Source organism: Nereida ignava (genome assembly GCF_001049735.1).
Taxonomy (GTDB): Bacteria; Pseudomonadota; Alphaproteobacteria; order Rhodobacterales; family Rhodobacteraceae; genus Nereida; species Nereida ignava.
Map to the genome: position 1 here is coordinate 374453 of NZ_CVPC01000005.1, position 24754 is coordinate 399206.

The 24754-nt window shown below is 53.2% G+C and carries 25 protein-coding genes; 11 read left to right on the plus strand and 14 right to left on the minus strand.

The window, feature by feature from the left end; all coding sequences use genetic code 11:
* Window positions 1-50: 50 nt before the first annotated feature.
* Window positions 51-1031 carry an A/G-specific adenine glycosylase gene (locus NIG5292_RS06475; protein ID WP_082136656.1) on the minus strand — a complete coding sequence of 327 codons (981 nt, stop codon included), beginning with the start codon at window positions 1029-1031 and terminating at the stop codon, window positions 51-53.
* A gap of 155 nt (window positions 1032-1186) precedes the next feature.
* Between NIG5292_RS06475 and NIG5292_RS06480 the strand changes: the two genes are divergently transcribed.
* Together NIG5292_RS06480 and NIG5292_RS06485 are read left to right on the plus strand one after the other, a co-directional pair.
* Window positions 1187-1693 carry a DUF721 domain-containing protein gene (locus tag NIG5292_RS06480; protein ID WP_048598663.1) on the plus strand — a complete coding sequence of 169 codons (507 nt, stop codon included), beginning with the start codon at window positions 1187-1189 and terminating at the stop codon, window positions 1691-1693.
* Between the two features lie 5 nt (window positions 1694-1698).
* Entirely contained in the window at window positions 1699-2343 is a 645-nt protein-coding gene (locus NIG5292_RS06485; RefSeq protein WP_048598808.1) for a DsbA family protein, read from the plus strand.
* On the opposite strand, the gene lpxK is transcribed toward NIG5292_RS06485, so the two are convergent.
* The 6 genes from lpxK to NIG5292_RS06515 all read right to left on the minus strand — a co-directional run bounded on the left by lpxK (window position 2340) and on the right by NIG5292_RS06515 (window position 8504).
* Complete coding sequence (lpxK, locus tag NIG5292_RS06490) at window positions 2340-3320, minus strand: tetraacyldisaccharide 4'-kinase (protein WP_048598664.1); 981 nt, start codon at window positions 3318-3320, stop codon at window positions 2340-2342. The genes NIG5292_RS06485 and lpxK overlap by 4 nt on opposite strands.
* Window positions 3321-3323: 3 nt before the next feature.
* Window positions 3324-4526, minus strand: a complete 1203-nt coding sequence (locus NIG5292_RS06495; protein ID WP_158441648.1) for a 3-deoxy-D-manno-octulosonic acid transferase — start codon at window positions 4524-4526, stop codon at window positions 3324-3326.
* On the minus strand, window positions 4483-4728 hold the full coding sequence (locus NIG5292_RS06500) for a DUF4170 domain-containing protein (protein ID WP_177193441.1): 246 nt from the start codon (window positions 4726-4728) through the stop codon (window positions 4483-4485). Before NIG5292_RS06500 ends, NIG5292_RS06495 begins: the two co-directional genes overlap by 44 nt.
* Window positions 4729-4801: 73 nt before the next feature.
* Window positions 4802-5599, minus strand: coding sequence for an inositol monophosphatase family protein (locus tag NIG5292_RS06505; protein WP_048598667.1), 798 nt, complete (start codon window positions 5597-5599; stop codon window positions 4802-4804).
* A complete protein-coding gene (locus tag NIG5292_RS06510; protein WP_048598668.1) occupies window positions 5592-6935 on the minus strand; it encodes a TldD/PmbA family protein in 1344 nt (447 codons plus the stop codon). The genes NIG5292_RS06505 and NIG5292_RS06510 overlap by 8 nt, the downstream gene beginning before the upstream one ends.
* A 96-nt stretch (window positions 6936-7031) precedes the next feature.
* On the minus strand, window positions 7032-8504 hold the full coding sequence (locus NIG5292_RS06515; RefSeq protein ID WP_048598669.1) for a hypothetical protein: 1473 nt from the start codon (window positions 8502-8504) through the stop codon (window positions 7032-7034).
* 93 nt (window positions 8505-8597) lie between these two features.
* Between NIG5292_RS06515 and NIG5292_RS06520 the strand changes: the two genes are divergently transcribed.
* Both NIG5292_RS06520 and NIG5292_RS06525 read left to right on the plus strand, forming a co-directional pair.
* Complete coding sequence (locus NIG5292_RS06520; protein WP_048598670.1) at window positions 8598-9206, plus strand: enoyl-CoA hydratase/isomerase family protein; 609 nt, start codon at window positions 8598-8600, stop codon at window positions 9204-9206.
* A 66-nt stretch (window positions 9207-9272) separates the two neighbouring features.
* A complete protein-coding gene (locus tag NIG5292_RS06525) occupies window positions 9273-10385 on the plus strand; it encodes a TIGR03862 family flavoprotein (protein ID WP_370726490.1) in 1113 nt (370 codons plus the stop codon).
* On the opposite strand, the gene NIG5292_RS06530 is transcribed toward NIG5292_RS06525, so the two are convergent.
* The 5 genes from NIG5292_RS06530 to NIG5292_RS06550 form a co-directional block, all read right to left on the minus strand.
* Complete coding sequence (locus tag NIG5292_RS06530; protein ID WP_048598672.1) at window positions 10382-10966, minus strand: glutathione S-transferase family protein; 585 nt, start codon at window positions 10964-10966, stop codon at window positions 10382-10384. The two genes, NIG5292_RS06525 and NIG5292_RS06530, sit on opposite strands and share 4 nt — an antisense overlap.
* Entirely contained in the window at window positions 10967-11962 is a 996-nt protein-coding gene (gene holA / locus NIG5292_RS06535; RefSeq protein WP_048598673.1) for a DNA polymerase III subunit delta, read from the minus strand. It abuts the gene before it with no gap.
* The gene (lptE, locus tag NIG5292_RS06540; RefSeq protein ID WP_048598674.1) at window positions 11959-12423 is read right to left on the minus strand and encodes an LPS assembly lipoprotein LptE; all 465 of its coding nucleotides are present in this window, start codon (window positions 12421-12423) and stop codon (window positions 11959-11961) included. The genes holA and lptE overlap by 4 nt, the downstream gene beginning before the upstream one ends.
* Window positions 12410-14953, minus strand: coding sequence for a leucine--tRNA ligase (gene leuS, locus NIG5292_RS06545; RefSeq protein ID WP_048598675.1), 2544 nt, complete (start codon window positions 14951-14953; stop codon window positions 12410-12412). The genes lptE and leuS overlap by 14 nt, the downstream gene beginning before the upstream one ends.
* A gap of 92 nt (window positions 14954-15045) precedes the next feature.
* Window positions 15046-15468, minus strand: coding sequence for a DUF3576 domain-containing protein (locus NIG5292_RS06550; RefSeq protein ID WP_233488183.1), 423 nt, complete (start codon window positions 15466-15468; stop codon window positions 15046-15048).
* A 325-nt stretch (window positions 15469-15793) separates the two neighbouring features.
* On the opposite strand from NIG5292_RS06550, the gene NIG5292_RS06560 reads away from it, so the two are divergent.
* Complete coding sequence (locus NIG5292_RS06560) at window positions 15794-16726, plus strand: porin (protein ID WP_048598678.1); 933 nt, start codon at window positions 15794-15796, stop codon at window positions 16724-16726.
* 247 nt (window positions 16727-16973) lie between these two features.
* Here the strand turns inward: NIG5292_RS06560 and NIG5292_RS06565 are convergent, their stop codons facing one another.
* On the minus strand, window positions 16974-17540 hold the full coding sequence (locus NIG5292_RS06565; protein WP_048598679.1) for a tyrosine-type recombinase/integrase: 567 nt from the start codon (window positions 17538-17540) through the stop codon (window positions 16974-16976).
* Between the two features lie 924 nt (window positions 17541-18464).
* On the opposite strand from NIG5292_RS06565, the gene NIG5292_RS15305 reads away from it, so the two are divergent.
* The 3 genes from NIG5292_RS15305 (at window position 18465) to NIG5292_RS06580 (ending at window position 20015) form a co-directional block, all read left to right on the plus strand.
* Window positions 18465-18797 (plus strand): DUF6626 family protein, encoded by a 333-nt coding sequence (locus tag NIG5292_RS15305; protein ID WP_048598681.1) that lies wholly within the window; start codon window positions 18465-18467, stop codon window positions 18795-18797.
* Window positions 18798-19236: 439 nt separating this feature from the next.
* On the plus strand, window positions 19237-19596 hold the full coding sequence (locus NIG5292_RS06575) for a hypothetical protein (protein ID WP_048598682.1): 360 nt from the start codon (window positions 19237-19239) through the stop codon (window positions 19594-19596).
* Window positions 19597-19664: 68 nt separating this feature from the next.
* Window positions 19665-20015: a hypothetical protein gene (locus tag NIG5292_RS06580; RefSeq protein WP_143081998.1), complete on the plus strand. Its 351-nt coding sequence runs from the start codon at window positions 19665-19667 to the stop codon at window positions 20013-20015.
* Window positions 20016-20134: 119 nt separating this feature from the next.
* Here NIG5292_RS06580 and NIG5292_RS06585 read toward each other — a convergent pair whose 3' ends face one another.
* Window positions 20135-21088: a tyrosine-type recombinase/integrase gene (locus tag NIG5292_RS06585; protein ID WP_048598686.1), complete on the minus strand. Its 954-nt coding sequence runs from the start codon at window positions 21086-21088 to the stop codon at window positions 20135-20137.
* Between the two features lie 248 nt (window positions 21089-21336).
* On the opposite strand from NIG5292_RS06585, the gene NIG5292_RS06590 reads away from it, so the two are divergent.
* From NIG5292_RS06590 to NIG5292_RS06600, 3 genes are all read left to right on the plus strand, one after another.
* The gene (locus tag NIG5292_RS06590) at window positions 21337-22527 is read left to right on the plus strand and encodes a porin (protein WP_048598688.1); all 1191 of its coding nucleotides are present in this window, start codon (window positions 21337-21339) and stop codon (window positions 22525-22527) included.
* 103 nt (window positions 22528-22630) lie between these two features.
* On the plus strand, window positions 22631-24115 hold the full coding sequence (locus NIG5292_RS06595; protein ID WP_048598689.1) for a tetratricopeptide repeat-containing sulfotransferase family protein: 1485 nt from the start codon (window positions 22631-22633) through the stop codon (window positions 24113-24115).
* Window positions 24096-24749 (plus strand): YggS family pyridoxal phosphate-dependent enzyme, encoded by a 654-nt coding sequence (locus NIG5292_RS06600; protein WP_048598690.1) that lies wholly within the window; start codon window positions 24096-24098, stop codon window positions 24747-24749. The genes NIG5292_RS06595 and NIG5292_RS06600 overlap by 20 nt, the downstream gene beginning before the upstream one ends.
* Window positions 24750-24754: the final 5 nt, after the last annotated feature.

Sequence of the window (24754 nt, forward strand, 5' to 3'; positions counted from 1 at the left end):
ACTTACTTAGCTACAGTATATTAAAAACAGCTTTAGGCTCAAATATGGCGTTATGCCTTGCGGGCGATATCCCAAACCTTGCGCATTACAGTGGGCAGGGCCGATGGCTGAAACGCATGCTTTTCAACCCAATGACGGCCTGAAACCATTGGTACGCCCTCAACGGTTGCGACCATTACGTCCAAACGTAGGTTAAAGTGGGTGAAGGTATGCAGGGTCTGTGCGTTCACTTTTGTCCATTTCACATCAAGCGGTGGTGCGGCCGATGGCTCGTCGCACCAATCACTGGTAGGCCAGCCTAGCATACCGCCAAGTAGCCCTTTTTCGGGACGGGTTTCGAGAAGTAACGCACCTGTATCGCTATGAACCACATAGGCAATTCCGTGGCGGGTTGGTTTCGGCTTTTTGGGCGTCTTCTTGGGCAGCTCGGCGGCAGTTCCGTTTTGACGTGCCAAGCACGGTGTCCACCATGGGCAAATACCACAGGCGGGGTTCTTAGGGGTGCAAATGGTAGCGCCCAAATCCATGACGGCTTGGGCGTAGTCCCCTGCACGTGCGCGCGGCGTCAACTCGGCGGTTTTGGCATATAGTTCAGGTTTTGCTGCAGGCAGAGGCGTATGAATATCAAAGAGGCGTGCCATCACGCGCTCAACATTGCCGTCCATCACAGGTGACGGCTCATCGAATGCAATCGAAGATACTGCGGCGGCAGTATAGGGGCCGATGCCGGGTAGTTTGATCAGCTCATCATAGGTTTGGGGGAAGGCACCGAGTTGGGAGACGGCGCGTGCGCATTTGAGTAAGTTGCGCGCGCGGGCGTAATATCCAAGACCTGCCCAATAGGCCATGACGTCAGCATCTTCGGCAGCAGCGAGGTCATCGACGGTTGGCCAGCGTTTTGTGAATTTGATGAAGTAGTCACGCACTGTCGCAACAGTGGTTTGTTGCAACATGATCTCGGACATCCAAACACGGTATGGATCGGGCTTTACGCCAGCTTGCTTTTCAGCGGGTGGCGTGCGCCATGGCATTTCACGGGCGTTGATGTCATACCATTGCAGTAGGTCGTCGCTGTTTGGGTGTGTCACAAAGGGACGCCTTTTTGGTAAGATCGGAAAGATTCGGAGCGCAGCATCTTGCGTCCGCGCCACAAATTAGAGCCAAATTCAGTCGGAACAATAATCCCATGCGGCGATACTCTACAACCAAAGGCTTCAAGACGACTTCCTCTCTTTTGCAAAAGCGCATTAGAAATGCGTCGGAAAGCCGTGGGTTTGCGCAAGCACGCCTACTGACCCATTGGGAAGAGATCGTTGGCGCAGATATTGCGCAATGCGCCGTGCCGATCGAAGTAAAGTTTGGCCGTGGTTTTGGTGGGACGCTGACTATTTTGACCACGGGCGCGCATGCCTCGCTGTTGCAGATGCAGGTGCCGCAGATCCAAGATAAAGTGAATGCATGTTACGGCTATAACGCCATTGCAAAAATTCGGATTACGCAAACGGCGCCAACTGGTTTTAATCAGGGCAGGGTTCAATTCGGGGCTTCACAAGCGACCAAGGCACAGCCGCCCGCCGAAGTTACCAAAGCTGCTGACAATGTCGTGTCTGATGTTGCAGATGATGGATTGCGCCTTGCGCTTGCCGCGCTTGGGGCCAATGTTATGCACAAGTCAAAGCGCAAGAATAGGTGAGCAAGATGAACAAAGGTTTTCTGGCCATAGCAGCCGTAATCGTAGCGGTTGCCGGGGGTGCTGGTTGGTATTTCGGCGGCCCAAGCGAGCCTGCCGAGGCAGCAGTTGAGACAGTTGCAATGGTGGACGGGGTGCAAGAGATGACCCTTGGTGCGGATGATGCGCCCGTCGAGATCATTGAATACGCCAGCTACACATGTCCGCATTGCGCGCGTTTTCACGAAGGCCCATTCAAGCAATTGAAGACGGACTACATCGATACGGGCAAAGTCAAATTCACCTACCGCGAAGTGTATTTTGATCGCTTCGGGCTTTGGGGTTCAATGGTGGCCCGATGTGGTGGCGAGCAAAAGTTCTTTGGCATCACCACTGAACTTTATGCCCAGCAATCTGAATGGGCGCGTCTGCAAGACCCTGTTGCAATCGCGGATGCCCTGCGCAAGATTGGCCGTACAGCCGGTATGAACAACGAGCAATTGGATGCCTGCCTTAATGATGCAGAGCAGGCCGAAACGCTTGTCGCTTGGTATGAGGCAAATGCCGCCCGTGACGGTATTTCATCCACGCCGTCTTTTGTGATTGATGGGCGGACCTACTCAAACATGAACTTCGCTGAGTTTCAGTCGATCATCGATGAAAAGTTGAACTAAAGCCCGAACCGATCCAGCAGCGCGTTAATTTCGGTCTTGTCGTAAAAGGCAAGTCGTACTGGCAAAGCTAACACTTTACTCCTAAAGGCGTCGGGCAATCGCACGGCGTCTTTTTCTGTTGTGACCAATTGTGCAGGCAGGGCGCGGGCTTCTGCCTCAAGGCGCGCCATCAGAGCAGGTGTTAGAGGTTGGTGGTCGGCCAAAGCTTCGGCGCGCTTTATATCCGCGCCAACAGCTTTCAGTGTGGCAAAAAACTTCTCTGGGTGACCGATACCTGCAAAGGCCAGCACTGGCAGATCGGTCCAGACCATACCTGTTTGTAGTGGGACAAGATGCCCTGTGACATGCGGGCAGTGGATGGTTTTTCCCCATTGCTCCTCAAAGGTTTTCTGTGCCGGTTGTGGCCCGATGGAGAGTAGTAAATCCGCCCGTTTCAGTCCCGCTTGAACCGGTTCGCGTAGCGGTCCAGCAGGTATTGTCCGACCATTGCCAAATCCCTTTACGGCATCAACGACAACAATACTTGCGTCCTTGGAAACATCAGGGTTCTGAAAGCCGTCATCCATCAAGATGACATCAACCCCAAGTGTATCTGCGAAAGCGGCCCCCGCTGATCGATCTTTGGCTACAACCGTTGGCGCAAAAGCAGAAAGCAACAAAGGCTCATCGCCTACTTGATCAGCAGTATGTTGAGGGGTGACTAGGATAGGTCCGTCAAGGCTGCCCCCATAGCCGCGGGACAAGCAAGCGACGCTGTTGCCACGCTCGGATATTTGTTGAATGAGGGCAATGGCAGTCGGTGTTTTGCCTGTACCACCGGCGTTGATGTTGCCGATACAAATGGTCTTAGCTTGCGTTTTGGTTTTGGCGGGCTGTGCGACCCGGCGCTTGGTCGCTAAGGCGTACAGCGATCCCAAAGGTGACAATAACGCGCCACGAATATCTGTTGGCCGGTACCAGAATGAAGGCGCGCGCATCTTTCAGACCCCGATTGCATCAAGTTGGTCGTTCAGTATCGCAAGTACCTCGTCAACAACAGGTGCAGCTTGGGTCGCGACATCCCACGCACGGTGTGCAAGCGTCGCCTGTCTGTCTGGGGCCTGCAACTCGATCACAGCGCGTTCTAAATCCGCGTCACTGCGCACGGGGTGCGTGGCTTGCATTTTGGCCAGTGATCGAAAGGCATCCCCATGTGGCGCGGTGCTTTCGCCGTGTACGATTGCCGCCCCGAGCGAGGCCGCATCCATCGGGGAACGGCACATCCCATCAAAGCTGCCACCCATAAAGACAACTGGCGACAGTCTTAGCCAAATGCCTGGGTCTTGGTCAGTATCTACAACCAGTACCTGGCTGGCTTCTGACATTGTCTCGATCTGGCTACTAAGCGCTACATTCCATCCGTTGTCTGCGAATTTCGCTGCCGTTTCAGTAGCATCATTTTGAGGCATCAAGATCAGAAGCAATCGGTGGTTGCTGGCCATTGCCGTGCGGTGGGCTTTGGAAATCCGCTGCATGTCGCGTGGCCCCGCATCAATAGCCAGCCAAGCTGGACGGTTGTGTAGGTGTGCCGCATAACGCTCAATGTCTTGAGGGTTAGCAAGCAGAGGGGCTGACAGTGGCCGGAGCTGACCCGTGGTGCGAACTGCGTCTGCATTTGCGCCGTTCTTGATCACCGCATTGGCGGCCTCACGATTGAGGGTGCAAATTTTGTCAAAATGCGCAAACACTGATTTGCGAAGCCCGAATGGCCACCGTGAGCCACGTCTTTCCGCAGCAGCCTCGCTTAGGTTCAAAAGCGTTTGCGGAATACGCGCCGCATTTATTTTTTGCACACTGGTTGCGCAACTTGCGTCGCCTGCCCACACCACTAAATCCGGCATCCAGTGTTTTAGTGTTTTACTGATCCGTGCATCCAGCACTTCGTCAATATGGGTCGGTGTTTGCGGATTGAAAATCACGAACGTGCCATCGCCTCGCTCCTCGCGGATCAAAGGTTCAAGCGCCTGAATTGCTTGACTGTGGTGTCCGCTTGGGTCCAGCGCAAGTATCAAAGCTCCGCTGGGTCGCGCAGGCCAATCCTTGGGGCCACGGGCTACGCCCGGTTGGCCAGCAGGAAGGGCTGCGCGGATCACGTCGGCCTTAAAGCCCGAGTTCTTCTGTGGATGAGGCGGGCGTTGCCTCATCACGCAGACGGTGCAAATGCGCGATGAAGTAACGCATGTGGGCATTATCTACGGTGCGCTGGGCCTCGGATTTCCATGCGTTATACGCGGCTTCATAGTTTGGAAAAATCCCGACGATGTGAATGTCGTTCACATCTTTGAAGGCATTCTTGGTGGGGTCGATAAGCTCTCCGCCGAAAACGAGGTGTAGGCGCTGTGTCATTGGTTTCTCCGCTTGGGGGGTAGATAATGTTGCGCGTACCATAATGCCGCAGGCAAAGCGCGTAAATGATCGATCAGGCGAGTGCCTTAATAAGCTCTTTGTGAACCGGTGGCCCTGCCGCAACCATGCCAGAAAGCTGTGGCATCGCATTGTTGAACACAGGTTCTTCATTGTGTCTGCCTGTGACCGCACCGCCCGCTTGTGTAACCAAAAGGCTGCCTGCGGCCACGTCCCACTCCCAAGTTGGGCGCAAAGTAAGCATCGCATCAAAACGGCCCTCCGCCACCAGCGCCATTCGGTAGGCAAGTGATGATCTAAATGCAGGCTCAACATCAGGCACGTCACCGCGCCAGTGGTGTTGGTCAAAGTTTGGCTTTGCCGCCAGCACAGTGGCACCGCTGATTTCGGTCCGCCCGCTTACCGTGATTTCCTGACCGTTCAATTTAGCAGGCACGTCACGGGACGCAGTGTACATTTTGTCGAGCACTGGCAGATAGACTACCGCGGCAACGGGCCTGCCGTCTTCGACAACGGCCAGCGAATGCGCCCAAGTATCAGAGCCCGCGATAAACGCGCGCGTGCCGTCAATCGGGTCAATAACGAAAACGCGTGGTTTATTGCGCCGTGAGGTGTCATCCTCGGTTTCCTCGGTTTCCTCGGTTTCCTCGGTTTCCTCGGACAGCCATCCGTAATCAGGACGTGCTGCGGGAAGCGTCCTTTCCAGCATTTGGTTTACGGCTAAGTCTGCCTCGGTGACGGGGCCCGCATTGTTAGATTTTTCCCAGACTTTCGGGTCAGACTTGAAAAAACCGCGTGCGATTTTTCCAGCCTCTCGGGCGGCGGTGACCAATAATTCTAAATCGCTAGGCACCTGCTAATGTCATCCCGTCAAAAAGCAGCGATGGCACTACGTAGTTTAGGTGCGCGTGCGCGTCATTAGCGGGGACGATCGTGCCAAGCATTGCCTTGAGATTGCCCGCGATAGTGCACTCGTTGACGGGATATGCGATCTCGCCGTTTTCCACCCAAAAGCCAGACGCTCCGCGTGAATAATCGCCGGTATTTGGATTGATGGTTGAGCCAATCATCGACGTTACCAAAAGCCCGGTGCCCATATCGCGGATCAGGTCGCCGCGGCTTTGTGTGCCTTGTGTCAGGCTGATATTGGTCGTGCCTGGGCGCGGTGGTGATGAGGTGCCGCGCATCGCGTTGGCTGTGCTTTCCAGCCCCAACTGCCGCGCAGTAGCGAGATCAAGTGTCCAGCCTGTCAGGGTGCCTGCCTCGACAATAGCGCGCTGCTTTGTGGGCAGTCCCTCGGCGTCAAACACACGGCTTCCAGACACACGGGCGCGGTGCGGGTTCTCTGTAATCGACAGATGCTGCGGCAAGACCTGTTGGCCCAATGCATCGCGCAGCCATGACGAGCCGCGTGCAATACCTGCCCCGTTCACCGCAGACAAAAGATGCGAAATCAGGCTTGATGAAATGCGCTCGTCAAACAGAACGGGATAGGTACCGGTCGCAGGCTGTCGTGCGCCTGTGCGTTCAACGCAGCGCTCACCGGCAACGCGGCCAATGTCTGCGGCGCTGCGTAGCTCGTTTTGGAAAATACGCGCATCAAAGTCATAATCCCGCTCCATTTCAAGACCTGTGCCGCTAATCGCGACGCATGAGATTGAGCGGTCTGTGCGCGCGTAACCCGCATTAAACCCAAGGCTGTTTGCAACATGAATGTCACGTGCAGAATAGCTGGCTGAGGCGGATTGAACTTGCGCGACACCGTTGATTGCACGGGCCGCTTCTTCTGCGGCTTGCGCGTCATCTTGCAGGGTTTTGGCAGATGGCTCTGGACTTGGGTCATGCAATTCTAGGTTAGCAACATCTGTGTTTGTCGCCAGCTGAGCGCGGTCCGCAAGTCCTGCGTAGGGATCGGCGGGCGCAACTTTTGCCATCGCAACTGCGCGTTCTGCCATTTCGGAAATGGCGCGGTCACTGCTGTCAGAACTTGAGATGCATGCTTGCTTTTGACCAATGAAAACTCGAAGGCCCAGATCAATCCCTTCGGATCGTTCCGCTTGTTCCAGCTTGCCTTCACGCACATCAAACTCAACGGCAGTGCCCTGAACGGTCAACACATCTGCCGCATCAGCGCCGGCCTGTTTCGCAGCGTCGAGCAGGGCTTGGCTTAGTCGCGACAAATCGTGCATGAGGTGTTCCTTGGTCTGAAGTTCAGGGTTGCGTATCGTGGTGCTTGCCAGAATAGCAAGTCGGATGTTTTTGCGTGGTGCGGGGCAGTGGCGAGTTTAGCGAACCCGCTGACCGTTGATATATTGCTCGCCATTTTCGCGCATCTCGATGGTGGTTTGCAAATCAGTTCCGTTTTCTGCAGGCCGCGTAAAGAACCCCATCATCATTTGTGCGCCAAACAGCTGTTCGGGTGCAAGGATGCCAAGTTGGGCCATCGTGCTCATGACTTCAGTGACGCCACTGAACGTAAACTCGGCCTTGCCTGCCATCGCGGGCATCGTCAGGTCGATTGGGTTTTGGGGGCCAACAAAGCGCATGTCGCCTTGACCGGTTGCTGTGGCGCCAAGCGCTGTCAGGGTCAGGTCGTTTAGACGTGCAGTTTTGGGTGCAAAGGGCCCGCGTCCACCGTTCGTGAATTCACCTGTGCCCGAGATAGACACGGAAATCGTTGCGGCGGACCTGCCCAGACCGCCCTGTGGATCAAAAATGCTCCAGACGCTTTCGTTGATCTTTAGCCCTGCCAAAACCGCTTCAAGGGCATAGTCTGGCTCCGGCTCGGTTGGGTCAAATGCAATCGGTGCAGAGCCTTTGACGCGGACTTCATCAAGCGTAGCGCTGATGGGTAACGGAAGCGCACCTGCCAACGTGAACGTCATATCAGAGGCATCTTGGCTATATTCAACACGAGTTGCGCTACTTGCGGCACGCGTGCTGCTTTGCGCTTGTCGTACAGTGCCGGTCCATGATCCGGTGCCATCTTGGGCCGAAAACGCCAGATCCGTCAGACCCGTGTTGTATGTGGTTTCAAACGAGGATTGCGGCGCGAAGGGTGCTTGGCTTGCTAGTGGGTAGGTGCCAGCGGCGCTTGTGGAGGACCCGGTGAATTGCGGTTCTTGTATGCGCCCGTTTACGTCAAATGCGCCGCCTGAGGTTGGGTCAGAAAAACGGGCAGAAATCGCGACCCCGTCAGCAGAGATACTTTGAGAAACGGCGCGCAGATCGCCAGTTTTATCTGTGCTGTTGCCCTCCACATTGGTCGCTTGGGCGCGGATGGTACCGTTTACGCCAGCATTCTCGGCGGTGATTGCATTGGCCGAAAAATCCACAGTCTCTGCATCATATGCATAGCTCAGATCATTGATGTCACCTGATGCAATCATGCTAAAGCCACTCGTGACTATTTCGCCGACGATCCGCAGGGGGCCGGTATCGTCAGATGTCTCGACAACGCTAATGGCAACTGGCCCACCAAGTGAAATGTCGACGCTGCCGCCCGCCCGCTGCGTCAGCTTTAGCGGCGGATACGCAAGGCTGGCCATGACGCCATCTTCCGGCGCGCCCAAGCCAAGCGTTAGGCCTTCGACCAAAATGCCATCTTCCAGTAAGTTGAACTGACTAAGCACGACTGTGTCAGCGACACTTTTCATATCCTCAGCCCAACGCGCCCAAAGTTGCTCTGGTGTGATATCTGCGAAAACAGGCGCAGTGGTGCCAATGAGGAGAGCTGAACTGAGAAGAAAACGTCGCATAAACGGGGTACCTCTTTGGCAATAGGGAGTGCTAGGTGTAATGTTGGTCCGCGGCGCGCAGACTGCAAGTGATAACAGCGTGAAGGGCACGATATGATACGTTTAGACAAAGATAACGGCCTTTGGACCATTACATTGGCCCGCCCTGATAAGGCCAATGCGCTGACTTATGATATGCTTGCCGAAATTGTGGATATCGCTGAGAGCGCCCAAGACGCGCGCGCGCTGGTTTTGACAGGCCAAGGTAAAGTGTTCAGCGCGGGTGCCGATCTTGATGCCGCAAAAGAAGGTCTTGCCACATCTGATGTTTGGGACCGGGCCTCTAGCGCAATTGCAAAGTTGCCATGTATGACGATTGCTGCGTTGAACGGCACGTTGGCAGGGGGTGCTTTTGGTATCGCGCTGGCCTGTGATTTACGTGTCTCCGTACCTGCGGCGAATTTTTTCTATCCGGTGATGCGGCTTGGCTATTTACCGCAACACGCGGACCCCGCACGTATGGTGGCATTGATGGGACCTGCGCGCACCAAGCTGATTTTGATGGCAGGGCAGAAGATAGATGCGGAAACCGCGCTGCAGTTTGGTTTGATTGACCGCATTTCGACAGATCCCGTTGCCGAGGCCAAAGCGCTTGTTGCCCATGCGCTTGAAGCTAGTGAAGAGCACGCCCATGCCATCAAGCGTATGTGTCAGGGCGGTTAAGTGAGCCATTGTACGACTGAAACTGCCGTTGACGCACTTGTGGTGGGGGCCGGACCTGCGGGGTTAATGGCCGCTGATGTGTTGGGCAAGGCTGGCTACACAGTGCTGTTGGCCGAGCATAAACCCAGTGTTGCGCGCAAATTTCTTATGGCGGGAAAATCTGGTCTAAACCTAACCAAGGACGAGCCGTTAGATGAGATGCTTCCGGCTTTTGGTCCTTCTGCAGATCGGCTTGCACCAATATTGCGTGACTTTGATGCGCGTGAAGTTCAGGCGTGGGCCCAATCATTGGGTCAGCCGCTTTTCACAGGCTCGAGCAAGCGGGTGTTTCCCAAAGCCATGAAAGCATCACCGTTGCTTCGGGCGTGTTTGGCAGAAGTAAACGCGCGTGTCGAAACCCGCTGGCGTTGGCAGGGGTTTGATGGCGCGTTGTCGGTCTTTGAAACTCCCAATGGTCCGCAGAACGTGAAAGCTAAAGTCACTGTTTTGGCGATGGGTGGCGCTAGTTGGCGCAAACTTGGTTCTGACGGTGCTTGGGCGGAGGCACTGCCTACTGAAGATATCGTTCCGTTTCAGCCGGTGAATATGGGCTTCCGGGTTAATTGGTCCTCGCACATGGAGGCGCATTTTGGTGCGCCTATCAAAGCGGTTGCTCTGCACGCGGGCGGACAGGCCGAGCGGGCAGAATTTACTATTTCAAAAGCGGGCATTGAGGGGGGTGGTATTTACCTTGTCTCAAAAGCGATGCGCGATGGCGCGCGGCTTACGGTTGATTTGTTCCCTGACCTGTCTGTTGATGTGCTGCGTCAAAAGCTTGGTGGGCGGGGCAAGGCCAGTGTGACCTCCCACCTTCGCAAGCGCCTCAAGCTTACGGGTGCGCGCCTTGCGTTGCTTCAAGAATTTTGCCGTCCTCTGCCCAATGATCTTGCACCGCTTTTGAAGGCTGTCCCAATCCTGCATGACGGGCCGCGTGATCTTGATGAGGCAATTTCCACAAGCGGCGGTGTGTCTTGGGCCGCACTGGATAGCAATCTGATGTTGCGCGCGCGGGCCAACACATTTTGCGCGGGCGAAATGATTGACTGGGACGCCCCAACGGGTGGGTATCTATTGACGGGCTGCCTTGCCACAGGTCGGTGGGCGGGCCGTGCCGCCGTTGAGGCGCTTGCCGCGATTTAGGGCAGCGCACGTACCGCTTTAAACGAAGGCCGATCGCGCAAACGTTTGGCGTATGCTTGGACTTTGTCGCTTCCTGTTGGAAAGCCCACACCACGTGCCCAGTTAAGGCAATGTACCGCCAGCAAATCTGGTAAGGTCAACGTGTTGCCTATCAAGAATGTTCCGGTTAGCCGTGCATCCAGTCGGTCAAGCGATTGCGCAAATTCGGCTTTCAGCGCCTCAGTCACATTTGGGATGCGCATATCCTCGGGCAGGGCGTGTGTGTGTTTTGCATGCGTCCACAAAACACCGTCGATCTCATCAATGATAAAATGCATATGCGCGTCTTGTTGGGCGCGCTCAATTGTTCCTGCGGGAAACGTAAGGCCTTGGTGCTTATCCGTGAGGTAGGTCATGATCGCAACGCTGTCGGTGATTGCGGTGCCGTCCACAACAACGGCGGGAATTTTGCCTGTTGGGCTGAGCTCTAACGCCTGAGCAGATCGGACGGGGGCAGGCACGTGCTCATATTCAATCCCGAGTTCTTCACAAACCCAAAGCACGCGAAATGCACGGGTTGCCATTGCACCAACAACTTTCATTTATCTTCTTCCCATCATCGCTAGTCTAATTAAGGCGCGTTCCATCAACGCCATTTGGGGCGCTTGATCCGCTGACCTGAGCTGTAGGTCAGTATTGATCAGCAATTGCAGCGCGTCTTCAAGTTTGATCCGCCCCCATTTTGACGCCTGCCTGCGCAGTTGATCGCCCTTGGGACCTTTGATGTAGAGGCTTGCCGGATTGACGGTAGTAGCGTGCAACGTTCGGAAATGTCGGGTGGCGCCAATGCACAAGCCAACCGGTTGCACGCCTTGGCTTTGCAGTTTTCGCAAAACAGGACCAAGTTGTTCGCTACGACCCTCCGCGACGATATTCAGCGCATCGTCAAGCGCGGCCTCGGTGGACGTGGGCGCACAGGCGGAGATGTCATCATGGCTAAGTGGGGTTTCGTCGTTCAATTTGTAGATAACAAGTTTGGTCAGTGTTTGACGGAAATCACCGGGTTCAAGCTCGTTTGCGAGGCCGGTCAAATGCTCAAGGCTGTCACGATCAATGTTGCGCAAACCGGCATCTGCCAGATCACGCTCAATCTCTTCGCGGGTGGGTGGATTGTCATAGATCGCTGCGGAATAAGCATTTGGGTGCGCCTCAAAAGCCTTGCGAATTTTCGATGTCGGCTTGAGATTGCCTGCGGTCACGATCAGTTGCGCATCGCCTTCGGACCAGTCCTGCAAGGCAGCTAAAATAGCGGGCGCGCTGAGATCATTTGCTTCTTCGACGAACGCAACACGTGGACCGGGGAAAAAACTGATGGCCTTGAGCGCGTCTAGAAGCATCGCCGGATCTTTGCGGATGTCTGCGCCGCTGATGCGCGAAATACGCATTTCTTCTTCCGCGTTTGGACCAACCAGAGCGGGGATGATCTGCTGCCGCTTATCCGCGACGCGCAGAGCATCAGTTCCAAAAATCAAAACACCCGCTTTGCGCGGGTCGGGTTTGCGAAAATAACTGGCCGTATCGCGTGGGGAAAGCTTCATGGCAAAGACACAAGAAGACGCGCTGTCATCTGATCCGCTAGGATCACCACCAACCTGCGTTGCGCATCAAGCTGTGCGGTCTGCGTTGCAACTGTGGTGCCTGTTGCAGCATAGCTGGTAAAGCTGTCTACGACGCCACTTGTGACAACACTATCATCGGACAACCGCCGCAAAGTATATTGAGTTTCGCCAATTAGATTGAAACGCGTCGTAACTTGATCCGTTGTGATGCCCACGCCGTCTTCACGGATTTCAGTTTCATAACTAAGCTTGAATAACGGGGATTGTGCTGTGCCTAACCGATCTTCAAGCGCGTTTCTAAGGTCTAAAGACACGCGGTCGTCTGGTGGATCAAATGCGATTTGACCACGTTTGGCCGCGCCATTGTGTAACGGCGCAAATCCGCACGCCCCAAGAGCGAGCGGCGCGCCGATGCAAAATAATCGTCTAGATAACAACATTCACAATCCGTCCGGGAACGACGATGAGCTTTTTGGGCTGCCCGCCATCCAGTGCTTTGACCACAGCATTGTCCGCCAGCACCAGTTTTTCAATCTCATCTTTAGACATGTCCGCTGGGACCGCAATTTCCGAGCGGCGCTTGCCATTGATCTGGATGGGCAGCGTGACGGTGTCATCCACCAGCATCTTTTCGTCAGCGACAGGCCAAGGGGCTGTCACCACAAGGCCGGTCTGCCCAAGGGCGGACCAGATATCTTCGGCCAGGTGTGGCGTCATCGGAGCGATCAGTTGGGCCAAAGTGCGCATTGCCTCTTGCTTGGCAGCAGCACCGGCTTTGGATTTTGAAAGCGTTGCGACAAAACCGTAAATTTTTGCAATTGCTGCGTTGAACCCGAAGGATTCCACACCGCCCGTTACATCATGGATGGCTTTGTGCATATCGCGCAGCAGTGCATCGTCTTGGTCGTTGGCGGGTGCATCGGATTGGGCGATGTCCTGAGCCAAACGCCATACACGTCCCAAGAATTTATGGGCCGCTTCTGCGCCAGATGCGGTCCATTCAACGTCGCGTTCGGGCGGGCTGTCTGACAGCACAAACCAGCGGGCGGTATCTGCGCCGTATGTGTCCACGATGATTTGTGGATCAACTACGTTCCGCTTTGATTTTGACATTTTGGCCGACGGAATGATCTCAACTTCTGTTCCATCCGCCAATTTGCCGTCCGTCACATCCTCGGGGAGGTGATAAACAGGGCGGCCTTTGGTGTCGCGGGTTTGGTAAATTTCGTGCGTGACCATTCCTTGTGTGAACAACGCGTCAAACGGCTCAACCGCACTTGCTGGTAGATGGCCCGTGATGTGCATCGCGCGTGCAAAGAACCGTGAATAAAGAAGGTGCAGAATTGCGTGCTCAATACCGCCAATATATTGATCGACGTTCATCCAATAGGCAGCCTCATCGCTGTCAATCGGAGTGGTCGCATTGGGGCTTGTGAAGCGACTGTAATACCACGAACTGTCCACGAACGTATCCATGGTGTCCGTTTCACGCTGCGCTGGCTTGCCGCATGATGGGCAATCGCAATCGCGCCACGTCGGGTGACGATCCAGCGGGTTACCCGGGATATCGAATGAAACATCATCAGGTAGGCGGATCGGCAGGTTTTCTTTGCGCTCGGGCACAACGCCGCAAGCATCACAGTGGACAACCGGAATGGGGCAACCCCAATAGCGTTGCCGTGACAGACCCCAATCGCGCAGGCGATATTGTGTTTTGCCTTGGCCAACGCCTTCGCCCTCACAAAACGCAATTGCTGCATCAACTGCGGCTGCGCCTGTTTGCTGGGCCTCGCCAGCGAAACCTTTGACGTAGGTCACCACATCGGTTTTCGCGGGCACATACGCTTCGGTCAGCTCAGGTGCGCTGTCTGCATCAGGCAGATAAATAGGCGTAATCGGCAGATCATATTTGGTCGCAAAGTCAAAGTCGCGCTGGTCATGCGCAGGACAGCCAAAAATCGCACCGGTGCCGTAGTCCATCAAGATGAAGTTGGCGACATACACCGGCAATTCCCAAGAGGTATCAAGCGGGTGACGCACGCGCAGGCCCGTATCAAAGCCCATCTTATCAGCTTTTTCCAAAGCTTCTTCGGTTGTGGAGCCCTTGCGGCATTCGGCGTTGAAAGCGGCCAGATCGGCGTTGTCTTCTTCCAGTTGCTTGGCAAGGGGGTGGTCCGGCGAAATGCCCACAAAGGATGCACCCAAAAGAGTGTCGGGGCGCGTTGTGTACACTTCAATGCCGTCACGCCCATCAGGGCCGTTGATCAATGAGAAGCTGAATTGCAGACCGCGTGACTGGCCGATCCAGTTTTCCTGCATCAGGCGCACTTTGGCGGGCCAGTTGTCCAGATTTTCAAGCGCGCCGCGTAATTCACCGGCCATATCGGAAATCTTAAAGAACCATTGCGTCAACTCGCGGCGTTCAACCTCGGCGCCGCTGCGCCAGCCTTTGCCGTCGATAACTTGTTCGTTGGCCAGAACCGTCATGTCTTCGGGGTCCCAGTTTACCACGGCGTTTTTGCGGTAGACCAAGTCGGAGGCGAGCATATCAAGGAACAGCGCTTGCTGCTGGCCGTAATACTCGGGATCGCACGTGGCGAATTCACGGGACCAATCAATAGACAAGCCAAGCGGCTTCATCTGATCGCGCATGTGCGCAATATTTGCGTAGGTCCAGTCTTTCGGATGGCCGCCGCTGGCCATTGCGGCATTCTCGGCGGGCATACCAAAGGCGTCCCAGCCCATTGGGTGCAGCACGTTGTGACCTGTCGACATCTTATAACGCGCAATCACATCCCCCATGGTGTAGTTGCGCACGTGCCCCATGTGCAGATTGCCAGACGGGTAGGGAAACATCTCAAGTACGTAATACTTCGGCTTTGACGTATCAGCTTTGGCTTTGAACACGTCTGCAGTGTTCCATTCAGCCTGCCATTTGGCCTCGATCTGTGCGGGGGTATAGCGGTCCATGTCGGGGTCCTTCTAAATGCAAACGCCAAGCCGGTTTATGGCTTGGCGTGGTAAGTAAAATGCTTGGGCGCAAAAGGCCAGCCTGTGCAGCCTCAGAGTTTGCTGTCCGCAATCCGCAACTGCCGCGCGCGGGTCAGGATGGCGTCTTCAATAGCGCGGACAGTATCCACATCGGCGGGGCCACTGCGGGTTTGCAGCGCCACAGTTAGGCTGCGCGCATCAAGAGCGGGATCGCGGACATAGATCGTGGCGCGGTAGGCGGCGCGGCCACCGGGGGGTGTGCCGAATCCCGTGGCAATAACGCCCGAAAACGGATCAGCAGTTTGAACAGGCAAAAAGTTCAGCACATCAAGCGAGGCATTCCAGATGTATTTATTCACCTCAAGCTTGGTGTTGGGATCATCGGTATTAGCGAACAAATCCCAGATCGTGCTGGTGCGGGTTTCCTCAACGGCGGCGGCATCTTGTTGTGTGGCACCACGATCCTCGCAGGCCGCCAACAATCCGCATACCATTACGCTGAGACATATGTTTCTAACTGAAAATCCACGCATGATCTGCTCTACCTGCCGTTAATTCCACATCACTAATACTTGTCTATATAACGCAGTATGCGGTCACAAGGTAAATTGCCGTGCGGTGAGCGCAGCCCGCCGACCAGCAATCCCGCACCTGAAATTTCCACCGCTGAGCGGTTGTGACAAAGTTGCACCACGTTTTGCATAGTTGCGCACAGCCGTTTCGCGTTTCTTGCATTGCGAGCGCCCTCAAGCGAAACACCATCCATACCCTTCACGGCGTTCGTGTTGGGGCCATTCTTTTAAACGAAGGAAATACGAGATGAAAAACATTCTCTTCGCAACGACAGCGCTTGTAGCAACCGCTGGCATCGCATCCGCAGACATCAAAATTACTGGTTCTGCTAACGTGGGCTTGAAGTACACAGAAAACCGTGCATCAGCAGCGGTAGCTGCGGCTGATGCAGCTGTAGGCGTACCTGCCGCAGCAGCAGTTGTTGACAACAGCGTCGACGACGTAATCGTCCACAACGAGATCGACTTGAACATCGTAGCATCTGGCGAGTCAGACAACGGCATCGCTTTCGGTGCTTCTGTTGACCTTGATGCGTCAGAAGCTGACCAGCGCGACACACAGTCTGGTAGTGGTGCAAACGACCCAGAAGTATACTTCTCTGTGAACGGCTTGACAGTAACTGTTGGCGCTGTTGGCAACGCTGGTGTCGTATTGAACACAGCTGAAGTTGGGTTCGACGGCTTGAACACTAACATCCACGTAGATGCGGTTGATGATTCAGCTGTAGATGGTGACGTGCACGTGTCATATGCTTTCGGCGACTACACTGTTGCAGCTTCAATGGGGTCTGACTCACAAGACAGCGCGTTCTCAGTATCTGGCGCTGCTGGTGATTTTACTTACGCAGTAGGCTTCGCAAGTGATGATTCAGCAAACACAGACTACATGTCATTCGGTGTAGGCTACACAATGGGTGCATACAACTTCCAAGCGCTGATGGTTAACATTGATAACCCAGCAGGCACTGCAGACGAAGATACATTCGGTTTGTCAGCTGCTTACACAATGGACGCAATGACATTTACAGTAGCGATGTCTGATACAGATGCTGCTGGTTCTGATGCTGCATATGGTATCGGTGCTTCATATGACCTCGGTGGCGGTCTCGCTATCAAAGGTGGTTTCGGCTCAGTCAGCGACAAGAGTGTTGCGGACCTCGGTCTGACAATGTCATTCTAATCTAACGATTAGTATCGACTATAGAGAGAGCGCATCTTCGGATGCGCTCTTTTCTTTTGGCACTACGCATATGACTAACGTGTGCTGTGCTTGCCAGTATGTTGTGTGAGTTCGGTTCTGAGGACGAGTATGCGTCTTAGAGAATCACGCTGCTGCTTGGTGCCCTGTAAGTGCTCAGCCAGCCACTTTTTATGCTCGAGCTCTCTGTGTAGCTGCTTGGTGAGTGCTGCTTCTGTCTTTGCTGCCATCACAATAGCTCCACTGCATTAGCTAACTGCTCTGGATTTACATCAATATATCTCTGGGTTGTGCTGATATGCCTATGTCCAGCTAAGGCTGCTAACAAGCGAACATTGATGCCTGTGTTGGCAAGCTTGGTAATGAATGTTCTGCGTCCACTGTGACTGGTTGCTCCTTTAAGCCCACAGTCTTTGTATATCTGTAGAAACAGCTGACACATTGTATTTGCGCTAAAGCTGGTGCGTATCTGTGTCATAAACAAGGGATCATCGCTGTTACGCAGGGCCACTGTGCTGTGATACTCACGTAGTATGCGCCTTAGCTTGCTGCTCACATATACTGTGCGAGCATATCCGCCCTTGGTCTGTGCTCCTTGAATAGTGAACTGACTGCGTACCTTGCCTCGCTCATCATACACATCGCCTACAACTAAAGCTGCAATCTCTATTGCGCGAAGTCCTGCTAAGAAGCTCACGTGTATGATGGTCTGATCGCGTAGTGTGTGCTTGCGTGTGCTGCAGAAGTTGATCACGTTGCGGTACTGAGTGTCTGTTAGGGTAAGTGCTTGTTTCATATGCCAATCTCTCACGCTGTGTGTGCGTATAGCATACGGTCTGATCGATGATCTGGGCGACCAGATATGGGCCAATATGATCTTCAATGATCACAGTGTGTTAGCTTGCTCTCCCAGCAAATACTTATTTTATGAGAGTTGAGGTGGTGAGCGAAGGCAACGCAGTGCCAGTTTTATTTAGACAGAGCGCACAGTGGATAAATAACTGTGTAAGGCAAAACAGGCAAATTTTTCAAATAAGGGTAGGCACTGAGCAAACCAAGGCACAGGCAATATAGGCAACAATACAAACTGGATTAAGGTTAGCACGCCGACTGTAATAGTGCTGCAAGTCCGTTCTGATGTGAGACGGTGAGCAAATGTAGTGCCAGTTATACGCTTCAATCAACTACCCCATCCTTGTAGGTGGGATGCTTTAAGTAGCGAAGGTATAAATGTTCAACCAGCCTGCTGCTTTGATTGTCGTAATAGTGTGGTGAATGAGCTGCTGGCGAATGTGTTGGTAGCTCAGCAAGTGAGATGGATGACAAGCTCGTAAGAGACCCATCAATGTATAAGGTAGCCTGTCTGTGCGGGTCTTATATATGTGTGTGATATGCCAGTAATAGAGATGATAGCAAAACCTGCTCTTCCAGATATGGTTTGGTAGTACAGACTAACGTAGTGACGCGAATGTGCGTGTGTGTTGGATCGAGGCCTCAATAGGCCTTGATCTAACTGCTCTGCGAATGCCTATAGATGTATATGAACTTATATTTACTGCGTTAGCAAAGACACCAAGCATAGAGAACTGAGCGTATGCGAAGTGAACTATGCGAAGGTGATACACAGACACGTGCCGCGTGGATGTGTCTAAAGCAATAGCACTAATGATCCCAGAACACGTGGCTGCGTTGATAAATACATCAGTTAAGGAGATGTATGATGGGACTACAAATACTGGAGCACGTACGAGATCAGCTCAAGCAATGTAATGCTCTAAGCACTGATCGCGAGTTCTGCGAGCAATGGCTGGGCAAGAGTGAGTGTTATCTACGTACATTAAGGTATGGGCATCTATCCCCAAGTGCTGATGCTATGATGACCTGTGCAAGCAAACTCAGCTGGTATGCACGACAGCTCAACAACAGCACTCAAGTACATCACAAGCACTGGGCTGGTGTATTCGATCAGTTGCGTACTGACTGTGTGAGTGCTGTTGAACAACAAGCACAGCTCAACTGGCGGTTACGTATGAATGGGTCTGCAGCTCAATGATTTTTATCTGTGTAAATCTTGTGGTGGAGTACTTAGCAAATCAACCAGGTGAATATTTACCCCCACGTCTGCGAGTGCGGCTGTGACAGCACTTACGGACATACAACGCTCGTTGAATGCAATACGTGCTATAGAGCGTGATAGTAGTACCGATGTGAGACTTGCGGCACTTGCACTTCTAACTGCTACGACAGCTGATATAGCTAAGGAACTACGAGGTGAGAGTGTGCCTAAACAGACGCCTAAGCAACCTATTAAAGCTCCTCCTATTCCTCCTCCAAGTCCAACAAATCAACCGCAGCAAGCGCCGCCACAACACAAGGATGCTGCTCGACCCTTTACAGAGCCAGAGCAGCAACGTGAGCCAGAATAATATTTGACGTTGGGAGCACGTCACCTAACTCACTTAGTACCATAGTGATACTAAAGGAGTTAGGCAATGCCAACATTAGACGAACTACTCAAGAAATATAACATTGATGCAACGGTGAACCCTCAATCTGGTCCACGTGCAAAACTACTCGCGCAGGCAAACAGAATGCTGTCTCAGCTGGACAAGTATAAGACTGAGCAAGAGCTGGATGGTGAGACGACACAGTACTGGTGGGCTCCGCAAAGCGTTGACGGCAAGCGCCGTGTGTCAGCACGTTATGGTGCTAAGGTGGTTGAGGGTATGGCTACATATGCTGACAACACATTGGATAGTGTGCGCAGCACAATCCAAACGTTCCACAAGCTTATTGAAGACAGTGATGACGCTACGTGGGCACACGAAGAAGAGCGTCGCAAAAAAAAGTAATACGGCGTGTTGTTCGTATATATGAGCAAGTAGACACTGGGCCGATTTATGATGAGTTGGTCCAGTGGATGCGTACCTATAGATCGCTACAAGCTCGTATGTGGTCTGCTAAGGACAGCACGCAGAAGAAGATAGACGATACGCTTGAGGCACTGGGTGAGCGTATAGACGAACGTATTACGGAGCTGACTGACAATGAGCGTATGGCGCTGGACTGTTGGAAACACGGCATACTGCCTGGCATATATGAGATGGACCGCGAGGCATTGATGCAGAAACCCTATGTGAGCATCCGCAAGATTGAGCGGTGGGATGACGAATATAACGTTGATGATGCTGTACCAACAGATGATGCTGAGCACGACACGGGTGTCATCAGTGATCAGCTGCGTGGCTTCTTAGATATGTACAAAGCTTAGGAGTGTTTGTCTCAACGCATACAGTCCTAAGCTCACCTTATAAGCGTACATATCTCTACAGTTATGCGTGTATGCCGTAAGTATTGCTCAAGGGGCAGGCAGGCATAGTGATGCTGGTATCAAATACTCATACTGCTGATTGCATCACTTACAATCTCTGTACGTTGATGAAGTAGGTTTGGTTCAAGATGTGCGTAGCGCTGCGTCATCTGTAAACTGCTGTGTCCCAATAGTGTCTGCACTTCGTACAAGCTTACTCCTTTATTGATAAGCATACTGGCATACGTATGACGTAGATCGTGAATACGAACACCAGTTAGTCCAGCTTTGTCACGAGCTGTGAACCAACTTGCATAGAAGCTGTGATATGCGGTGCGTGTATATGGGTTGGTAAACACATAGCAGTCTGGCTTTGTAGGTAAGTCCAATCGATCAGCTTGAGTGCGTGTTGCGTCCAGTACTTCGAGTGCTGATGAGCTGAGTATAATGCGTCTTGATCTGCCATTCTTACTGCGAGGCACTGTCCAGACACGCTTCGCAATATCTACGTCTTGCCAACGCATATTACGTGCTTCACCTTTGCGAGCGCCTGTGAGGAGTAAGAGCTGAACGAATAGATATAAGAACTGATTACTGCTGGCACGGCAGGCTTTGAGCAGACTATTGATCTCATCGTCACTCAAGAAGCGCTGTGTGTAATCTCCCACTGTCAGCTTCTTTATGTTCTGCTGATACTGGCTGTATCCAGTGAGATGTCCCCAGTGTCGTGCAAGGTTAAGCATCCTGTTCATTAGGTGAATGTGCTTATTGATTGTGCTTCGCTTATACTCTCGCAGGATCTGCTGCCTTACCCATACATCCAGAACAGGGTTAGTCAGCTCATCAAGGCTATAGCGACCAAGCTTCTCTCGCATATGCGTGTTGTACACGCTCCAGTCGTGATAAGCTAAGCGCTTAGTGGCTTTGGCATGCGGGTAATAATGCTCATCGAAGAACGTATTAAGTGTGAGTAGAGGTGCGGCGCTACTATGCTGGGGATCGCGACTATTAGATCGTCTTAGGAAAGAAATCATCGTGTGCTCCTGTAAGTAATACAGCAGCATTATGTTCAGCTATATGATTGGACGAGTGCCGAAATGCCATGTGAATCGTAGTATAAAGTCATCGTTACTGCGATCTGTCATAATCTAATCGTCTCTTCGCAACGACAGCGCTTGTAGCAACCGCTGGCATCGCATCCGCAGACGTTACGTTCTCCGGCTCAGGTGAAGCTGGTATCTACCGCACTGAGGCAGCTGATGCTGTAGCTGCAAAGCTTGGTGTGAAAGTTGGTACAGCAAGTGCAACCGTCGGCGCATATGCGTATGATTCCACGACTGGTGCGCTAACATACACAGCTGCCACTGGTACTGCCGCTGCAGCAGTAGCTTCTGAAATCCAAACGACACGTAACTCCATTCAAGCGACAAAAGCAGCTATTGCAGCTCACCAAGCCAATATGGATGCAGATACTACAGAAGCAGATTACAACACTGAGAAAGATCTCAAGACAGCTGACGAAGCTGAGCTTGCTCGTCTAGAAGCGGTTCTTGCAAAGCAAGTTGGCACAGCAGCAGCTGCAGCAGTACCAGCTGGCGACATGACAGCTTACTCTGGCTACCAAGCCGACGTTACTCTCTCAACTGAGACAGACAGCGGTATCAAGTTCACAATGGGCTTCGACCTTGAAGCTGGCCTGATGGCTGACCAAGACGACGACCGTGAGATGGACACCAAAGACGGTTCTATCGCTAACTCAACACTGACAATGGAAGCTAACGGCTACACATTGGTAATCGGTCAAGACGAAATCGACGATCTGTATGACGACTCACAGAACGGCGACATCTCACTGTCTGGCAACATGAATGGCTTGTCATTCACAGTTGTACATGACTTTGAAGACAGTGTTGTAGCTAAAGCGGCTACATACAAAGCCGCCGTCGCAGCGACGACAGCAGCCACAGCTGCTGATGCCACATACAAAGCAGCTACGTTCACAGACGCAGTTGCAGCTGTACACGAAGGCACATCGCTTTCACTCGGTTACACAATGGGCCCAGCAGCTCTGTCACTCGTAAGCACAACAGCTAACGACCGTGGCAACTCAGCTACTGAGTTCGGCATCGACTACACAGTGTCAGACACTCTGAGCTTCTCAGTTGACTATGACACACAAGGCAAGCGTGATGCGATCGCTACAGTTGGTGTGACATATGCTATCGATGCGCTGACAATCACTGCTAAGTACGCAGATGACAAAAACCACGCTGGCAACACCAACAAAGATGGCAAAGCTTCTACAAACTTGTCAGTTGCTTACGCTCAAGGCCCAGTCTCTGCGACATTCGCAACAGACGAGTCAAATGCATGGTGGATCAACACACAGTACGACCTCGGTGGCGGTGCATCAGCATTCGCGACAGTTGACCACCAAGAGTTCGCTGTAGCTGGTCTTAGCTTCGCATTCTAATCTAACGATTAGTATCGACTATAGAGAGAGCGCATCTTCGGGTGCGCTCTTTTCTTTTGGGGCCTGCTGCGCGATACGAATAGGGTGCAACGAAGGGTACCCCATGCAGCGACCGTCCGAGCAACAGCTACAAACTGCGTTCAAATCCGCCCTTGCCGCGATGAACGCCAAAAAGTTCGCGCTTGCGGCCCAGCAATTCCAGAAAATTTTACGCGTCGTGCCAAATCATGGCCCGCCTCACCTGCATCTTGGAACGCTTTACACCAAAGGCGGTAAGCCGGATGCGGCGGTGACCCATTTGGCGGCAGCGGCCAAGCAGATGCCGAAAGAGCCCGCGGTTCATATGCAATATGGTGTCGCCCTTGGTGCTGTGGGGCAGTACAACAAAGCGGTGTCCGCCCTTGGTAAAGCGGAAAAGCTTGCGCCGGCTTCTGTTGCTGTGTTGGCTAATTCCGCGCATGTGTATCAACTGATGGGCGAATTGAAGAAGGCAGAGTTTTATCTGCGCAAGGCCCTGAAGCTACAGCCAAATGACGGCAGTCTTTATCGCCTGTTGTCTATCGCGCGGAAGTTCACGCCCGATGATCCGTATCTTGCGAAAATGCTGGCGATCACGCCGGAGCAATTGGCAAATGACACGGACTGCTGGGAATTAGATTTTGCGATCACCAAGGCGCTTGAGGACACCAAAGCCTATGAGGCCGCGTTCCCTTATCTAAAGCGCGGCAACGATTTGGTTGCGGCGAATTACCCCTATGACCCCCAAGCGTGGCGCGATCAGGTGGCACAGCTGCAAAGCGCGCAGTCTGGCCTTGATCCTGCTGCACCTCATCCGGATCATATCAAAGACGCGCCAATTTTTGTGACCGGCATGCCGCGGTCCGGCACCACGTTGATTGAACAGATTATTGCGGCGCATTCTGATGTGACCAGCATGGGGGAGACGGGGTTTGCCTCTGGCGCGGTTGAGCGGCTTTTGCGCGATGGCAGTAGCTATAAGCCCGTTAGTGATGTAGCGGATAGGTTGCGCAGTGACGTGGCGGATAAGTACCTTGCGGATGTGGCGGCCCGTTATCCCGCTGCGAAGCGGACCGTTGATAAATCCATCCAAACGTATCTCTACCTTGGGGCGATCAAAACGATCATGCCCAACGCCAAGTTCTTGATTGTTCAACGGGACCCACGCGACAATCTGTTGTCGATTTATCGCAATCTGTTCCAGGCGGGCACCCACAGATACGCCTATGATTTTGAAAGCCTTGCGGATCACTATTTGGCTTTTCGGGATATGGTCTCGTTTTGGAAACAGCAGATGCCGGATGATATTTACATCGCTGATTATGATGCGTTGGTTCGTGATCCCGAAGACAAGGCCCGTGCGCTGATTGCGGCGTGTGGTTTGGAGTGGCAGGATCAGTGTCTAGAGTTTCATAAATCGACAGGCGCGGTCAAAACGCTATCTCTGGCGCAGGTCCGTCAGCCAATTTACAAGTCGTCGCAAAAGGCATGGCAGCGTTACGGCGATGGGGTTATGCCCTTGCTAAAGGCTTTGGAAAAACGAGGTATCGATGTCACTGAATGGGATTAACGAGCGGATCGCGAAGACGTGTGAGCAGTTTGGGCGCGATGTGGCCGATGTTCAGCTTATTGCGGTGTCAAAAGTTCAACCTAATGCCCGTGTCGCGGACGTGTTGGCCCAAGGACACCGTCTTTATGGTGAGAATAAAGTGCAGGAAGCAGTTGGCAAATGGCCCGACTTCCGTGATGAGTTTGCGGATGTAAACGTGCATCTGATTGGGCCGCTTCAGACCAACAAAGCCCGCCAAGCGATGGAGCTTTTTGATGCCATCCATTCAGTCGACCGTCCGAAGCTGGCTGGCACCCTTGCGCGGCTTGCGCAAGAAGTTGGGGCGTGTCCGGACTTATTTGTACAGGTAAATACAGGCGAAGAGCCTCAAAAAGCGGGCGTATTGCCTTCGGATGCGGACGCGTTTGTCGCCGAGGCACGTGCACTTGATTTGCCAGTGAAAGGTTTGATGTGCATCCCGCCGGTAGATGAAGAACCGGCTTTGCACTTTGCGTTGCTGCGCAAGATCGCGGAACGCAACGGTTTGGCGGGGTTATCAATGGGGATGAGCAGTGATTTTGAGACCGCCATCCAACTTGGTGCCACTCATATTCGTGTAGGATCCGCCATTTTTGGCGAACGTGATTACAGCTAGGGCAG

Coding starts and splice junctions, on each gene's coding strand:
- NIG5292_RS06560 (WP_048598678.1), top strand. CDS start 15,794: ATGAAAAACATTCTCTTCGCAACGACAGCGCTTGTAGCAACCGCTGGC.
- NIG5292_RS06510 (WP_048598668.1), bottom strand. CDS start 6,935: ATGCACGATTTGTCGCGACTAAGCCAAGCCCTGCTCGACGCTGCGAAA.
- NIG5292_RS06550 (WP_233488183.1), bottom strand. CDS start 15,468: ATGGTATGCGGATTGTTGGCGGCCTGCGAGGATCGTGGTGCCACACAA.
- NIG5292_RS06515 (WP_048598669.1), bottom strand. CDS start 8,504: ATGCGACGTTTTCTTCTCAGTTCAGCTCTCCTCATTGGCACCACTGCG.
- NIG5292_RS06580 (WP_143081998.1), top strand. CDS start 19,665: ATGCGTACCTATAGATCGCTACAAGCTCGTATGTGGTCTGCTAAGGAC.
- NIG5292_RS15305 (WP_048598681.1), top strand. CDS start 18,465: ATGGGACTACAAATACTGGAGCACGTACGAGATCAGCTCAAGCAATGT.
- NIG5292_RS06480 (WP_048598663.1), top strand. CDS start 1,187: ATGCGGCGATACTCTACAACCAAAGGCTTCAAGACGACTTCCTCTCTT.
- NIG5292_RS06485 (WP_048598808.1), top strand. CDS start 1,699: ATGAACAAAGGTTTTCTGGCCATAGCAGCCGTAATCGTAGCGGTTGCC.
- NIG5292_RS06595 (WP_048598689.1), top strand. CDS start 22,631: ATGCAGCGACCGTCCGAGCAACAGCTACAAACTGCGTTCAAATCCGCC.
- leuS (WP_048598675.1), bottom strand. CDS start 14,953: ATGGACCGCTATACCCCCGCACAGATCGAGGCCAAATGGCAGGCTGAA.
- lptE (WP_048598674.1), bottom strand. CDS start 12,423: ATGTTGTTATCTAGACGATTATTTTGCATCGGCGCGCCGCTCGCTCTT.
- NIG5292_RS06525 (WP_370726490.1), top strand. CDS start 9,273: ATGGCCGCTGATGTGTTGGGCAAGGCTGGCTACACAGTGCTGTTGGCC.
- holA (WP_048598673.1), bottom strand. CDS start 11,962: ATGAAGCTTTCCCCACGCGATACGGCCAGTTATTTTCGCAAACCCGAC.
- NIG5292_RS06495 (WP_158441648.1), bottom strand. CDS start 4,526: ATGAGGCAACGCCCGCCTCATCCACAGAAGAACTCGGGCTTTAAGGCC.
- NIG5292_RS06585 (WP_048598686.1), bottom strand. CDS start 21,088: ATGATTTCTTTCCTAAGACGATCTAATAGTCGCGATCCCCAGCATAGT.
- NIG5292_RS06575 (WP_048598682.1), top strand. CDS start 19,237: ATGCCAACATTAGACGAACTACTCAAGAAATATAACATTGATGCAACG.
- NIG5292_RS06530 (WP_048598672.1), bottom strand. CDS start 10,966: ATGAAAGTTGTTGGTGCAATGGCAACCCGTGCATTTCGCGTGCTTTGG.
- NIG5292_RS06500 (WP_177193441.1), bottom strand. CDS start 4,728: ATGACACAGCGCCTACACCTCGTTTTCGGCGGAGAGCTTATCGACCCC.
- lpxK (WP_048598664.1), bottom strand. CDS start 3,320: ATGCGCGCGCCTTCATTCTGGTACCGGCCAACAGATATTCGTGGCGCG.
- NIG5292_RS06520 (WP_048598670.1), top strand. CDS start 8,598: ATGATACGTTTAGACAAAGATAACGGCCTTTGGACCATTACATTGGCC.
- NIG5292_RS06565 (WP_048598679.1), bottom strand. CDS start 17,540: ATGAAACAAGCACTTACCCTAACAGACACTCAGTACCGCAACGTGATC.
- NIG5292_RS06475 (WP_082136656.1), bottom strand. CDS start 1,031: ATGCCATGGCGCACGCCACCCGCTGAAAAGCAAGCTGGCGTAAAGCCC.
- NIG5292_RS06600 (WP_048598690.1), top strand. CDS start 24,096: ATGTCACTGAATGGGATTAACGAGCGGATCGCGAAGACGTGTGAGCAG.